We start from the raw sequence: 13942 nt of genomic DNA, 5'->3' as shown, positions 1-13942 counted from the left end.
AAGAAGGAGGTGCATTGTGTTCAACGTCTTTGCTGGCTTCGACGGCATGTTGTTCGATGAGCGGTACGAGGGAGGTCGGCAGTCCGATCCGTTCTACTTGGATTTGCGCATCCGGCGGCCTACGGAAAGCATCCGTGGGTTGTGTATCCGGGTTCTGCTGGCCCAGGCGCGCATCACCGCGCTCGTGAATCCGGAGGAAGCCGAGCAGATGCTCTTCGAGATCGCCTCGTGCGCGCAAGCGCAGGGCAGGGAGGACGCCCAAAACGGGGATTCCCAGCCCCCGTTGATGTTCGCGGGCGAAGAGCAATATTTGCTCCGCCCTTGGCGTAGGGGATTCAACTTTGAACGCGAGCGTCAAGAAATGGCTGACTGTCCGCAATGCCAGGACGGTAGCGGAAATCCCTGTCCCTGGCACGGCTAAGGGCAGGGCGGCGTGGCTGAAGTTCAGCCGATGATGGGTAGTTTGCAGTGGCGGGGCATCGATGTCCCGCGAGGGCATGGTGTCCCGATTTTTTTTTTCGGAGGTCACCATGTACCAAGAGAAGGAAGAACGCGGCACCCGGGAAGTGCGCCGGATCGGCCGCGAAGAGGAAAGGTTGTGGTCGGAGTTCTACCGCACTGCGGGCGACCCCACGGTCGCCGCTGAACTGATCGCCCACATGGACCAGGACGACGAAGCCCGGCGTCTGCATTCCGGCCTGTACCTGCGCTGCCGCCAGTCGCTGCGGCGTGCAAAGGTACGGCAGGCGAGGGCGCACGCGGTGGGCAAGGCCATCCGGGCCACGCTGTTTGGATTGTTCGGCTGGCCGCTCGTGATGCTGATGCGATGTGGACGATTCTGTGCCGGCGCAGGTGCTGCCATGATGGCGCGTCAAGGCGAACCGGCACAGATTCGACTGACCGAGATTGGCAGGCGTCCTGCGCGTAAACCGAAGCCGGCGAAGGTCGCACCCGAGGCGCAGGCAGGTGGCTCAGAGGGCCGCTAGGATGCTGCCATCCAGGCATCCCTGGTAGGCCTCATCGATCATGCGATGGAGCTTCTTGGTCGCCCAGGAGGTGCCCCAGTAGTGGCGCTTGCACTTGCGGATGTAGCGCTTCAGATCGGCAAGGCTGCGGATCCCGCCGGGATCGATGTTCGTGATGAAGATCAGGTACTCGATCTCGGGGGCGGTCAAGCGGATGTGGGTTCCTAGTCGCAGCATGGGGATTCTCGCCTTGGCTTGCTGTTGATGGAAATACGGTGCAGGCGCGCTTGCGCCGGCCGGATTCGCTGCAACCATATTAGGCATGGAGCGGGGCGCGTTCAACCAATGCTCCTCGGGGAGCATGGTTTTTTCACGAACTGGCAATCATATGATGAAGGAGGTCATCATGAAACGCATGGACTGGAATCCGTCATCAGGTGGCGCGGACGCGCAATACGATGCGCTATGCGCCCCGCTGCTGGCGTGGCTGGAAGAGTTGAGGCCGGGCAGGCGGCTGCGTGCGCGGGACGGTACGCCGTTCATCCGCACCAATCGCACCTGCATCTGCTTCTGCAACTTGAAAGACGGTTCCTTGTGTTCGGCCAGGGACATTTGCCGCTGCAATGGCGGCGTGGCACTGGACGAACTGAAGGGGGGAGGGAAAGCATGGAAGACATGAGTGACTGGAGCGCCGCGTGGGCGCATCTGTTGTCAAATGAGGAGTTCGAGTCGGTGCCCGGTTTGCCCGAGTGGATCGCCATGGAGCAATGGCGCGCCAACTGGCGACCGGAGGCGGATATGCGCTGCGGGTCGGACGAACTGAGTGTGTTGTTCCAGCGCGTGCTGCGCCAAGGCTACGTGGCCTACTTGGAGGGAGCCAGGGCGATGCCTGAGCTCTTCGCCCGCGACAGTTCGCTCGCGTCCATGTGGCAGACTGGCTATGCCAACGCGCGCATTGATGAAGAGGTGCTGTTCCCCGCGCGTCTCCACGAAAGCAAAGAAAGGGGGAGCTTGTAAATTTCGTCGTGAAATGGGGGCTGGCTTGACTGGAAGGGGGGCGGCGCGGTATGGCCGTCCCATTTTCAATGCTCGGCACAAGGGCGTGGTATTCCTCACGCTGGAGGATGGGCATGGGACTATCAACATCATCATATGGCCGTCGCTGGCATAGTAACAGCGCGCCGAGCTGTTGCGCGCCTCGTTGCTGGGGGGCTTGGCCGATGGGTCGAAGCCAGGCGTGCTGAGTTTGATCGCGAAGCGGCTGGTGGATTGCGCTCACTTTTTGGGTGCACTGGCGATCAGGTCGCGGGATTTTCATCGAATTGCAATGAGCACTACGCTAGTCATATTTCCATCTTGCAAGGAATGTAACTTCAGGTTTACACTGCAGAGATTCGCCCCGACGCCAGCGTTCCCACATCAATGCCTTTTGCTCGTCAGTGTAATAGATTCGTGGCCTGCGTTTCATGGCAAAACTCCTCCTGCCTAAGCAGTTTATAGTGTTGCATCGACCGGTTGAATCCGCAGCCAGAAGCGGACATCTTTTTTTTAAAAATTGCCAATTTCGCAAGAGGTCCTATGAGTCGGGAAGTCGCTTCGCAGACGCTGTTAGCACAAGGTCAGGTGGAGTACGAAATATTTCAGCGGGAAGCCGAACCGGGAACGTCCCTATGGCGTCGCCATGAATATGGAAAGAGATTTCATAGTGTCGAAAACGCGCTGTTTGGCAAACAACGTGCCCTCAAGGCTTTGAATGGCATGGCACCTGAGTAGCCGTTTCAGAACTTGTTCGACATTCATAAGGCGAAGCTTGAGGTGAACGGATGTGACGGCCTTGAAAGTTGCATATGAAGGCTAGGGTAACAAATGAGTTTAATTGGGTAAGCGACCATAAATTGATATGTTAGGCGAGGCACGGGTCGCAACACTTTCTGAGACCTATAACAAATTTTCACAGGTAAATTATGCTTTGGCTTCCAATAGATAAGTTAAAAGAACCTTTCAATGACGCAATTAATTACAAAACAAAGGGCGACAAACAGTTCTTTTCAAGCATTTTCTTGCAAACTGCTCAGCTTAAAAAATGTTTGGAACCGTCGATATACTATTTAATCGGAGAGAAAGGCACCGGAAAAACTGCTTATGCCGTTTTTCTAGCGAATAACGAAGTTGATGATAGTAGATGTAAGTTAACTACCATGACTGAAACTCAATACAAAAGATTCATCGAGTTAAAAAAGCAAGGAAAACTATCATATAGTGATTTTTCCAATATCTGGCGTTCAATGCTTTTGCTTATAGTTAGTCAGATGGTGATTTCTAAATCAAAAAGCTTTTACCACTCGTTCACCGGGAAATTTTCAAGGATAGAAAAGGCCATTTCGCATTGGAATTTAAATGCCCTGAACCCCGAAGTGGAAAGTGCTTTCGAAGTGCTGGTTAGCGATGAGCTGACGGTGAAACTTAAAAATGATAAAATTGGTGAGGCCGGTTCCAGCCAAAGAAATCAGGAAACGGAAAAAGTAGCAACTATAAAGCATCATCTGCTCCAAACAGAGGGCGTATTAAAGGACGCAATTGCGGATCTGAAATTATCAAAAAGCCATACCCTATTTATTGATGGAATAGATTTTCGGCCAGAGGGAGTCCAGTATGCAGATTACATAGAATGCATAAAAGGCTTGGCAGAAGCAGCTTGGCAGCTAAACACTGACTTCTTTGGAAATATAAAAGACTCAAAAGGAAGGCTAAAAATAGTCTTATTGGTCCGGCCCGATGTATTTCAAAGATTGAATTTATATAACTCAAATTCGAGATTACATGACAATTCCATACTGTTGGACTGGTCAACGACCGAGCGAGACTTTGAAAAATCTCAATTGTTTGAGGTTGGAGGTAGATTTTTCGCAAATCAACAAAAGATTTTAACTGACGATAAAACTGCTTGGCAGCAATATTTCAATGGTGAAATTGAGTCTTCTCGCTTATTTAAGCGCTTGTTGAAAACTACGTTCCAGAAGCCTAGAGATATTTTGACCTTTATTAAAATAGCAAAAACGCATCAAACTGCCTCAAAAAAAGGAAATCAATCGAATTTTGATTCCAATATTATTTCCGCGGCAAAATTTACGAAAGAGTACTCTGAATATCTACTTGGTGAAGTGAAAAACTATGCTTCGTTTTACATGACTAGCGCAGATTTTTCTATTTACTTGAAAATATTCCAGTATTTGGATGGTAAGAGTAAATTTTCAATGGCGGAATTTGAAAACGCATTTCAGAATTTTTCAAAATGGATTGCTGGTGAAGAGGTTAAAAATAAAGACTATATACGGGACTCTGAATCCTTGTTGCAGTTTTTATACGAAGTTAATGTGGTTGGGTATCATGAGACTGCTGGAAAGGATAATCAGGATTTTTATCATTGGGCGTACCGAGAGCGTACGATTAACAATTTGTCTCCTAAGGTAAAAACTACAGGTGAGTTAATATTAAATTCGGGAATTGCTAAAGCTCTGGACATCGGGAAGGAGAAGTCGGTTTCTATCCCTGCGAATTTTCCTCTAAAGGCTCGAAATGCGGCACCTAGGAGAATTCATGGTAAACGCAAAGGAAATAATGAAAGAAGGAAAAAAGGTTTATAAGTAATTGTGCGAAATAGATGTCGCTCAATGGGTTTCGGTCAGCTTTGCGGTCGGTTGACGAGATGTTCCAATGTCCGCAATGGGGTGCGGCCCCTCATTCTTGGATCCGAATCGGCACCGATCGCTTTGTTCTTAGGTCGCAAACAACACCCTGTGCGTCGAGCCCGCCCGTAGAAAACAGTTCGTACAGCGATTGTGCCGCATAGCGCGCCGCGACGTCGTTGATGAACAGCCCCTGTGATGCCAGCGACATGCGCACCGAGCAGGACGGCGTGTCGTCCTCGGGCAATGTGTCGTCCAGCAGTTCCGGGTAGCGCTCGGTGACGCAGCGCAATCGGCCGGGCGCATCCAGCGGTAAGGCGTGGCTCGGTGGCTGTCCCAGTACCACCTGCGCGTCGTGCTGACGGTTGCCCAAGTCCAGCCAGTACAGGTAACGCTCGCCACCGAACAGGTAGGTGTGCATCTTTCGCCGGGCGGCGCGCGTGTCCACGCAACTGATCAGAATATCGGCCTCGCGCTTGGTATAGCTGTGTTCACCCCGCCAAGCGGCCTCGATGGCATGCACGCTCGCGTCCCAATCCAGCCCGTAGAACTGGTTCAGCCGCGTGATGGTCACCACCGCCTTGTGCGCGCCGACGTCGGCGCGGCTGTAGAGTTGGCGGCCCACGTTCGGTTCGCTCACGGTATCGGGATCGAAGGCGTGCACGTGCAGCCCGCTTGGGTGGCCCAGCGCGCGCATGGCGATATCAAGCCGAGCGAGGCAGCCCGCCATCTGCGCGCCGTTGCCGCCCACTCCGGCCAGGTGAATCGTCACGCACCGCGTCAGCAGTTCACTTGGAATACGATGTGGCAGGGTTTCCATCATGCTTCTCCTTCCAGTTTCGCCAGCCCGACGACGCTGTCCCATTGGTCGCGCAGGTCGATGAACAGGCCGTTGATCGCGAGGCGAAAGCGCGCCTCCGGGTGGCGGCTGCGCACGCGTCCGAAGACGCCGCACAGCTTGATGGCCCGGTCGTCCGCGTCGTCCAGCGCCGAGAAGAATGCCGGGGCATCGCCATGGGAGTGCAGATCGACCACCACCTGCTCGGTGGCGGCGAGAATGGGCGGGCGGTAGACGAGGTGATCCCGGTCCGCCTCCACCGTCTCGCACGCGGCCAGCCGCAATGCGCCGGTGCGTTCGCAATGGATGATCGCGGCGGCGGTCTCGAGCGGGGCGGCGCGCCGCGCCTGTGCCGCGAACTGGCGCAACAGGTCGGCCGGAATCACGCCGAACGACAGGCGCAGCCAAGGCGCGAGCGTGCCGTAGGGGAGGGGTAGCCCGGTGCCGATTCCGCCGCAGCGTTCCAGGCAGTCCAGCCACGGCAGGCGCACCTGCGCGAACACGCCGTTGGCCGCCACCACCAGCCGCAGACCGGTCGCCACGGGCGGCAGTTCGCTGTAGCGCGGCGCGGCGACGATGGGCAGGGCGGCAAGCAGCGCCGCATCGCGTGGATCAGTCATGCTCGCCTCCGACATGCGCAATCATGTCGGCCAGCGTCTGTTCCATCGGCATCAAGGCGCGCACCGGAAAACGTGCGGGCGGCGCGTCCAGCATGCTCTTCCAGAAGGCATACGCTCCGTGCTGGTACTTCACTAGGCGGGTCCCGTTGGGATGGGAGAAGAAGGAACCGAAGAAGGCCTCGGTCCACGCGTCGATTCGGCTGCTGGCGTCCCCCGTAGGCACGATGGTGCTGCCTTGGCAGATCGAGCCAAGGTCGCTGACGTTGAAGTAGGGCGCCCGGCAAAGCGGCGTCTCCGGCGTGGGACGGAGGTTGTCCTTGCAGGCCCACACCCACCAGCCCTTGGCGCTGACGGCGAACACCAGCGCTGGATGCGGCACGGTTTCGCCCCGTTCGCCGAGTTCGGCGCAGCGGAAGGCGATATGGCACAACCCGGCGGGTACCCACCACACGCGCAGCGTGTCGCCTGCGTACAGCGTGCGCCCGTCGAGAAAGGATGCGCGGGCGGGCGCTTGTTGCGCCAGTTCGCGCGCCAGCCGCCTTGCCGCGCGCGGCGACATGGGTTTTCCGGCTCAGGATGAGCGGGCGGCCCTCGCTGATCTCGACCCGGTGGATGCTGGCGTAGGCATGGGTGGCGTTGTGTTGCGCTTCGCGGTAGACCAAGACCGCTTCCGCCAGCACGAGGCTGGCGGCGCGGGGTGCTTCGATGCGGAATCGTGCTGGCATGGTGGTGTCCTCCTGTGTCACCAGTATCACTCGGACAGGTGGGCAAGCAAGCGGTCGATCAGGCCGATGGCGCGCAGTTGCGGCTGCATGGCGCGCATCCAGTTGCGGAGGGCGGAGGGCTGGTCGGCGGGGAAGACCACTTCCCCGATCTCGTCAAATGAATCGCCCTGCCACGCATAGTGCGCGTAGTCGTCGGATACCCGCACCGCGATGTCCTTATTCGCCCAGCACAGTACCGCGCCAAAGCCGGTGAATAGCCCGTCGCGCCGGACCGTGAAATCGCTCGACACCGGCGTGCGTGCCAGCGCAAGCGCAAGTTTCGTCGTCCGGCGTACAAAGACGTCACCATGGATTTTGGAGAGCGCGAGCAGGCGTCGTTGCGAGAGCCCCGCAGTGCGCGTCAACGCCCATGCGGGAAACGATGCCTCGATCTGCGCGCGCGTCACCATGTCGGCCCGCATCGCTTCCCGCGCTTCCGGATCGCCTTCGCAGTTCTCGTCCAGAAACTCGGTTTCGTCAGGCTCGCCCAACCAGTACAGGTTGCACGCTTCGTCCAGCAGAACCGACGGCGTAAAGATCGGGTAGGCTTTCCAGCTTTTGTCCTCCAGAATGCGCAACACAGTAGCGCCCAGGCCGGATACGGCGGCCTCCAGCCGGTTGAGGCTGGGGCCAACCGTCCACCGGTGGACCGAACCTTCTGTCCAATGGATATGGATACCGCGCACCGCCTCGGCGTCCGATGGCGCTTGCACGGCTTGCGCTCCTTCGATCTCGTCTACCTTGCACGTGTCAACCGGCTCAAGGGAGAACACAGGAGACAGGCATTCCGTCTTGCCGATATGCCTGTGCAGCCACGCCGACAGGACGGCGGCGCAGGCCATGAGCGGATCGCTGCTGGCCTGCGGGAAGGTGCCCCGCGTCACCGCGCCGCCCCGCACGAGGTAGCGGGCGACGATGCCGGCCACCCGCTGTCCTGCGGCAGGCATGATTACGGCCGGGATGCCGTCGGCCAGCACCGGCTGGCTGGATGCGGCTAAGGCGTGGGCGGCAGCCATGGCGAAGGTGCGGCGGCGCGAGGAATGGCGGTGAGACTGGGCGGGCTGTCGCTGCACGTGCTGGCGAAGCGCAGCCAGCACGCCGCCGTGTGCCCCAGGGCGTGCTTGCCCAGCGCGCGGTTGATGGCGGCGGCGTTGCCGGCTGCGCGTCCTGCCGCCATTGCTTCTGTCAGGGCCGTGAATTCGCGCCAGTTCATCGCCGCCCCTTGGTACCGACATTGCGACGGAAGGTGATCTCCTGTACGCCGCCCACCAGTTCGTCGGCCATGACGATCTCGGCGCTGATGAGTTCTGGATAGATCGCGCTGTGCAGGTCGCGCACGTCGCGCGGGGCCATACCCGGTGGCGCGGGCAGTTCGATGCCGTTGTAGCGGTAGCGGCGCGGGGTTTCCTCGATGGTGATTGCCATGATGCCTCCCTTTCAAAACAATTGCGGCTGGCGGTTCTTCATCCAGTCCGTATTGGGGTCTTCGTTTGGATTTTCTTCGTCGTCACCTTCTTCAATCGCGACGCGGCGTGGTGGCGGATTCGCGTTGCTCGCTTTGGCCTGCACGCTTGGTTTGGGTGGTGTCGCGGACTGTTTCTGGTTCGCGGTCCGCGCGGCGTCGAGCGCGTGGTTGGCCGCTTCGGCCTGCTCCAGCAGCGGCACCAGCTTGGCGCGATAGCCCGCCAAGGCGGCGGCGAAACCGGTGTCGAACTCCTCGGGCGTGGCGGTCAAGGTGAGGTCTCTTGCCACTGCGGCCTTGGATTCCTGCTTCGGGCGTGGCATGACCGATACGGTCATCACGCCATGTTCGGCGTCGGCGGTGACCAGCATCGCGAACCGGGTATTGACAGCCAGCGGGTACAACTCGGTGAACATTCCCATGGTGTGTCTCCTTCGATTAGGGGTGAAACCATGGTAGGTTGGAAGTTGATCAGGTCTAGTGGCTGCACCTCGGCCGATCCGAGCACTCTGAACCCTCCCTGGCCTTGAAAATTACGAGGGTATGGCCGGTGTACAAGATGCCTTCGGTCAGTCGATACTTTTCCGAGGACGCGAGGATTCATGCGGTGCTACACTCGAAAAAGAGCCTGAACGGTTCTCACTCTGAATAAAGCGGTTTTTCCACCCCATTCAGAGGACCACCATGCCGCAAGCCGCAGTCTTGAAGCCGGGCCAGTACCGGCACCTTCTTCGCGTCACCAGATCCACCAGCCGCGATCCAGAGCGCGATATTCTGGTACTGCTGCTCAGCATCCATACTGGGATGCACGTATCAGAAATCGCGCAGATCGAGGTCAGCGATGTGCTATTCCCGTCCGGGGCGATTCGGCCCGAGGTGTCTCTGCGGGCGGTCATCACGAAGGGCCTGCGCCAGCGCTGCATCTATCCAACAAACCGCGACCAGGTTGAAGCGATTGACGACTACCTTGCGGTGCGCGCCGCACGGCGCTGGCGTATGAGCGATGATCCGCTGCGGTATCGTGGCCTGCGGCCAGATAGCACGCTGGTGCTCACCTTCAAGGGCTATCGCTACTCCATGAACACCAAGCGCCGAATCAATCATGCCGGCGAGCAGGTCGATTACGCTGCTTGCGATGCCCTGCAAGCCCATGTCACGAAGTTGTACCGAGATGCAGGGATCAAGGGTGGCAGTTCGCACAGCGGTCGGCGCACGATGGCGTCACGGCTCTTGGCCAATGGCGTCGAGCTGGGTACAGTACAGTTGATGTTGGGGCATGCTGAGCTACTCGCAAGCATCACAAATATCACATCAAGGCCTCATCGCCCCCGCGAGTGGGCCCCACAGGAACAACTTGCTAGCTCATATTTGCCATATACTCACTGATACAAAGTTTACAACCACCGCCACTGCACACCTTCCCCAACACTCGGCCGCATTGTTGTGACAGTTTGCAGAACGAAGAGGCCTTAATGCTGAACACAACGACAATTTCCGATTTCATTCGATATCAGCTGTCCAGCCTCAATGCGAAGAACAAGCATCATGATTTTGAAGACATGTGCTACCAATATGCACGTCTTGCCATTTCCCCAAATTTTCTACCTGCAACTGGTCCAGTGGGCAGCGGGGGCGATCAAGGCCGCGATTCTGAAACTTTTCAATCTGCAGTAAATTTTGTTCCGCCAGTAGGCTCGGCGTGGGCCTTCGCCGACGGGCGAAAAGCGGTTATTGCCTGTTCACTTGAAAAACGTGTAAAACCAAAAATTGAAAGTGATGTCCGGAAGATTTGCGGGACCAACAAACCTGATTTAATATTCTTCTTTTCAAACCAAGATATACCGGTTGCGGCACGTCACAAACATCAAGCTTGGTGTCTCGATACCTTTTCAGTTGCGTTAGAGATTCTTGACCTTTCAGCGATAGCTGACCAGTTGACCAGATTTGAGCTCTTCTGGATTGCTCAAAGCTATCTCAACATCCCGTCAGAAATGTATCCCCGAGTGCAGACTGATGGGTACGAAAAATACGATGAGCTTTACGGAAAATGGATCAAGGAACGTAGAATACCGCAAACCTTCTCAGACTTTGTTGAGATCAAAAGCGGGATTCGCAAAGCCACATTTTCGGATATAAAAAAGGTTGACCTTATCGAATGGATTAATGTACTACAATCGTATCCACCGACTTCGTCAAAAAAATTGTTGCACCGTTGCACCTATGAAATTTGCGTCGCCGCGTTACGTGGGCTTGGAAATCTCGACCGGTATACAGCATTGGTTGAATCGTATTTTTCCGATATTTCACAATTAGAAGAAGATCAAATTGAAGATGCATCCATCTTACTGGGCTATTGCTCGGCTGGATTGTTACATCATCAGTTTAACTTTAGTTCCCAAAAGATTCACGAGTGGACAGTTTTACTTACCTCCCGAATCGAAGCCCTTTTAAAGAAAAATACGGCACCGAATAGTAAATGTGACTTACTTTCACACAGATCGTATGCCGCAACCTTGCATTTTCAAAAAGGAGTTGAACCAAGCATTGACTGGGATGAACCATTCAAGTGGTGGAATCGTCTTTTATCGGAAGTAAAGAATGCCCCGTTGTTCCCGCTTGAACAATTCTCGGATCTTCTGACCATCTTGGCTCCGGTTATCGGTGACGATCCTAGATACTCATCTCTTACTGATAAATTAGACGACCTACTTAGCACCCGTTCACAGGGTTTTCTTGCTGCAGAAAAATGCCGTGATCGCGCAATGGCGTTTTTGGAACAATCTCGCCCAATTCGCGCCATACACGAATTCCATAACGCAAAGATAAAATGGTTTGCTAAGGAAACCCTAAAAGGAACTATTCTATCTCTATTGATGTTATCCCGCCTCTACGGTGATATCAATCTAGTCTGGGCGGCAAAATACTATGCTTTAGCGGCCGCATACCTCGTCCATAAGGACAACGACGACAAACTGATGCGTTACTTCCCGGACGCTTTAATCCACCTATTCAATGCTTGCTATCAGGGTGGGGAGTGGATGACTTGCATAAATCTTTTACCCCTTGTATGCAATGCGCACTATCAATTTAATTCAGATCCAGAAGACTATGACAAACATAAGCATTTTAGGTCTATCATTGTTCATTCAATGATAATTTATCAGAGCAATAAAAAAATTGGGAACCAAGAAATAGACACGCACTTCGAAAAAACGCTGGCGGACTGGCCTCTTCCAGACGATCTTAATAGCCTCATATTGGACAAGCACAACGAAGGCGCGCTTTGGATTAGCTCCATGGAGCCTGATCAGCTATGGAAGAGAATTGATGACGAACTGGATGGAATCCCATTTTCTGATGTCGACCAAAATAGAACGTACTCTTGGCGCGCCTTGGGGATTCACTGGCATATAAGTTGTGTAAACTCGCCTGAAATTATTTCCGCTGTCGAAAGCTTTGTGTGCTGCCTTCAAATTGTCACCGTAGATTTGGCAGACAAAGACTTAGCCTTGTTGCCCACAACGGTTAAGATCGAAGCAACCTGCTTCGCATCTAGCAAATTTGACCTTAAAGAAGTTGGCGGTAACGAAGGATCTAACTGGAAGCTTTACGTACCACTGAACAGCTCTAACAGCGATCTCGACTATTGGACACTGGCTTTCGCCACAATGATTCTAACGAACTGTAGCTTGCTTCCAAGTGAGCAATGTCAGTCCATATTCGACGATTTATTTAAAGGCGGGCTTCAAACCAAGACTTTCGTTGTACGTCCTTATTATGAACTACTCAACGAGTTCATGCAGAGTGATTCCGAAAAAGTAAAACAATCTATCCCACGCCCGAGCACGCCAGATTCCATTTGCTCGCATGAGGCAATGGCGCTGGCGTGGAGAACCGGGCCTGGCCCTGGCTATACTATCGAGGGTTCACTAGAACGCGTAAGTAATCGCTACACCAAAGCTATCGCTATCGTGCGTCATTCGATCACGCATCTCAATTCCCAACAGGAGTTTCAAACGCACGTTGCTGCTTTACGGGAGAAGGGATACCTTGATTGGCATATTTTATTGCTGCTCGCAAACGTTGCATTAAATAAACGCGCGCCGGTCAGTAGTGATTACAACCCCGGTTCTGTTAAAGATCGGAAAGCAATCGTCGCCGCGTTTCAGAGAGTAGAAAGTAAGGATGACTCGCTTCTGACCATGCAAGACTTGCTGAGCCTCCCATTAGATATGCAATTAAACGTGCAACTAACCACGGTGTGTTCCACATGGGATCTACATTCGAAGAGCCGAACTCCTGACTTCGTAGCGCTTAAAAAGCTACTTGTTGAGCGATATGGTTACTTAACAGATGATGTATCCCATGAACCAATTTTCTGTGCCTCTACGGCAACCGACAAGCACGTGTACGACTAATTTTTCCAAGCAAGCATTGGAGCCAAGTGATGATGCGTCGAGAGGTGCCAAGATTTCACATGGTGTTACTAACGTGAGTACGTCGAGCAGGTAGGGTTGATGTTCGTATCCCTGTGCTTTACGTTCTCGATCCAATTGGCACGAATCCCGCGCCGATGGTGCCGCTCGTCGAGTACATCCTAGAATACGGCCGTACACGCTCACTTGCTTGGCAAAGAGAGGTAACTAGAGCGGTTGGCCTATTTGTGGACTACTTGCGAGCACAAGAATCTGTGTTCATTAGTATGCCTAACAGGCCAGAAGTTCTTGCTTGTTTCGCTGACGCATTAGTAGGGGGCACGATTGATGGTTTGGGGAATGACCCAGCAAAGTTGTATTGGATTCCCGAGTCAATTTCACGCTCAACAGTGATTTTAACGGCTGTTACAGAATTTTCAGACTGGTTATCTAATCGCTACGCGATGAAGGCTTTGAATCCTTGGCGTAATGCATCGGTGGCTGAACAGATCGCTTATTGGCGACGTTTTGAAAAGAGAAAAGCTAAAGCACTGCTTCGGCATACGATGGACCGCGAAGACCACGCGGCTCACGCTAGCCAGATGCGAACAGTCAGCGTACTACGAAAATCCGTGCCGTTAATCTATGATTCGCCCCCGAGTTCTTTCCCCGATAACCGTTTTTTAAATCTCATAGCGACCGGATTTTCAATTTCAGAAAAAGAAAAATCGCTACCGTGGTATGATCATGTGAATATTCGCAATGCCATGGTTACGATTCTGCTGCATGCGGGCGGTTTGAGCGAATCCGAACCGTTTCATTTGTTTGTCAATGATGTTGCCGTCGATCCAAATAACCCAAAAACATGTCTTGTCAAGTTGTTTCACCCTGAGCAAGGGCGTGCACCTGAGGATTTCATCGACCCTTTAAGCGGCACCCAATTAAAAGGGGATCGCGAGACGTACTTACGCGTTAAATGGGGATTGGAGCCAAGAAATCTAATATTCGGTAGATTCCACGCAGGATGGAAAGATTTACAGCTTTCGGGCCACAAGAAAAAATTCGCACTAGGGAAACGCTGAATTATTCCTCAACGGTTGTGCCTGCCGTGATCTGAACCTGAGACAATGTGACACCGCCTACTGCTGCCCATCCGATCATGCAACGAAGCTTTTCCGACCTTGAGTACGCC

At 54.1% G+C, this 13942-nt stretch carries 17 protein-coding genes; 9 read left to right on the top strand and 8 right to left on the bottom strand.

What is annotated here, in order from left to right; genetic code table 11:
- Positions 1–16 precede the first annotated feature (16 nt).
- Complete coding sequence (locus tag AC56DV_RS04720; protein WP_496313152.1) at positions 17–421, top strand: hypothetical protein; 405 nt, start codon at positions 17–19, stop codon at positions 419–421.
- Between the two features lie 109 nt (positions 422–530).
- Positions 531–986 carry a hypothetical protein gene (locus AC56DV_RS04715; RefSeq protein WP_496313151.1) on the top strand — a complete coding sequence of 152 codons (456 nt, stop codon included), beginning with the start codon at positions 531–533 and terminating at the stop codon, positions 984–986.
- On the opposite strand, the gene AC56DV_RS04710 is transcribed toward AC56DV_RS04715, so the two are convergent.
- Positions 972–1307 (bottom strand): hypothetical protein, encoded by a 336-nt coding sequence (locus AC56DV_RS04710; RefSeq protein ID WP_496313150.1) that lies wholly within the window; start codon positions 1305–1307, stop codon positions 972–974. The two genes, AC56DV_RS04715 and AC56DV_RS04710, sit on opposite strands and share 15 nt — an antisense overlap.
- 64 nt (positions 1308–1371) lie before the next feature.
- On the opposite strand from AC56DV_RS04710, the gene AC56DV_RS04705 reads away from it, so the two are divergent.
- From AC56DV_RS04705 to AC56DV_RS04690, 4 genes are all read left to right on the top strand, one after another.
- Positions 1372–1644: a hypothetical protein gene (locus tag AC56DV_RS04705; RefSeq protein ID WP_496313149.1), complete on the top strand. Its 273-nt coding sequence runs from the start codon at positions 1372–1374 to the stop codon at positions 1642–1644.
- A complete protein-coding gene (locus AC56DV_RS04700) occupies positions 1632–1982 on the top strand; it encodes a hypothetical protein (RefSeq protein WP_496313148.1) in 351 nt (116 codons plus the stop codon). The genes AC56DV_RS04705 and AC56DV_RS04700 overlap by 13 nt, the downstream gene beginning before the upstream one ends.
- Positions 1983–2543: 561 nt before the next feature.
- Positions 2544–2738, top strand: coding sequence for a hypothetical protein (locus tag AC56DV_RS04695; RefSeq protein WP_496313147.1), 195 nt, complete (start codon positions 2544–2546; stop codon positions 2736–2738).
- A gap of 191 nt (positions 2739–2929) precedes the next feature.
- Positions 2930–4609 carry a P-loop ATPase, Sll1717 family gene (locus AC56DV_RS04690; RefSeq protein ID WP_496313146.1) on the top strand — a complete coding sequence of 560 codons (1680 nt, stop codon included), beginning with the start codon at positions 2930–2932 and terminating at the stop codon, positions 4607–4609.
- Between the two features lie 94 nt (positions 4610–4703).
- Here the strand turns inward: AC56DV_RS04690 and AC56DV_RS04685 are convergent, their stop codons facing one another.
- From AC56DV_RS04685 to AC56DV_RS04655, 7 genes are all read right to left on the bottom strand, one after another.
- Positions 4704–5474: a PRTRC system ThiF family protein gene (locus tag AC56DV_RS04685; protein WP_496313145.1), complete on the bottom strand. Its 771-nt coding sequence runs from the start codon at positions 5472–5474 to the stop codon at positions 4704–4706.
- A complete protein-coding gene (locus AC56DV_RS04680) occupies positions 5471–6109 on the bottom strand; it encodes a PRTRC system protein A (RefSeq protein ID WP_496313144.1) in 639 nt (212 codons plus the stop codon). Before AC56DV_RS04680 ends, AC56DV_RS04685 begins: the two co-directional genes overlap by 4 nt.
- On the bottom strand, positions 6102–6668 hold the full coding sequence (locus tag AC56DV_RS04675) for a PRTRC system protein B (protein ID WP_496313143.1): 567 nt from the start codon (positions 6666–6668) through the stop codon (positions 6102–6104). The genes AC56DV_RS04680 and AC56DV_RS04675 overlap by 8 nt, the downstream gene beginning before the upstream one ends.
- 192 nt (positions 6669–6860) lie before the next feature.
- Positions 6861–7889, bottom strand: coding sequence for a PRTRC system protein F (locus AC56DV_RS04670; protein ID WP_496313142.1), 1029 nt, complete (start codon positions 7887–7889; stop codon positions 6861–6863).
- Positions 7868–8086 (bottom strand): hypothetical protein, encoded by a 219-nt coding sequence (locus AC56DV_RS04665; RefSeq protein ID WP_496313141.1) that lies wholly within the window; start codon positions 8084–8086, stop codon positions 7868–7870. Before AC56DV_RS04665 ends, AC56DV_RS04670 begins: the two co-directional genes overlap by 22 nt.
- A complete protein-coding gene (locus AC56DV_RS04660; protein ID WP_496313140.1) occupies positions 8083–8298 on the bottom strand; it encodes a PRTRC system protein C in 216 nt (71 codons plus the stop codon). Before AC56DV_RS04660 ends, AC56DV_RS04665 begins: the two co-directional genes overlap by 4 nt.
- 12 nt (positions 8299–8310) lie before the next feature.
- Positions 8311–8757 (bottom strand): PRTRC system protein E, encoded by a 447-nt coding sequence (locus tag AC56DV_RS04655; RefSeq protein ID WP_496313139.1) that lies wholly within the window; start codon positions 8755–8757, stop codon positions 8311–8313.
- Between the two features lie 262 nt (positions 8758–9019).
- Here AC56DV_RS04655 and AC56DV_RS04650 point away from each other — a divergent pair, with 262 nt between their 5' ends.
- The 3 genes from AC56DV_RS04650 (at position 9020) to AC56DV_RS04640 (ending at position 13832) form a co-directional block, all read left to right on the top strand.
- On the top strand, positions 9020–9721 hold the full coding sequence (locus AC56DV_RS04650) for a tyrosine-type recombinase/integrase (protein WP_496313138.1): 702 nt from the start codon (positions 9020–9022) through the stop codon (positions 9719–9721).
- 86 nt (positions 9722–9807) lie between these two features.
- Positions 9808–12753, top strand: a complete 2946-nt coding sequence (locus AC56DV_RS04645) for a hypothetical protein (RefSeq protein WP_496313137.1) — start codon at positions 9808–9810, stop codon at positions 12751–12753.
- 245 nt (positions 12754–12998) lie between these two features.
- Positions 12999–13832 (top strand): hypothetical protein, encoded by an 834-nt coding sequence (locus AC56DV_RS04640; protein ID WP_496313136.1) that lies wholly within the window; start codon positions 12999–13001, stop codon positions 13830–13832.
- The last annotated feature ends 110 nt before the right edge of the window (positions 13833–13942 follow it).

This window comes from Massilia sp. BGA-UO-ETr-WB1, assembly GCF_059567845.1.
The sequence above is the reverse complement of the archived record's forward strand: the minus strand, read 5'-3'. Positions and strand labels throughout refer to the sequence as shown.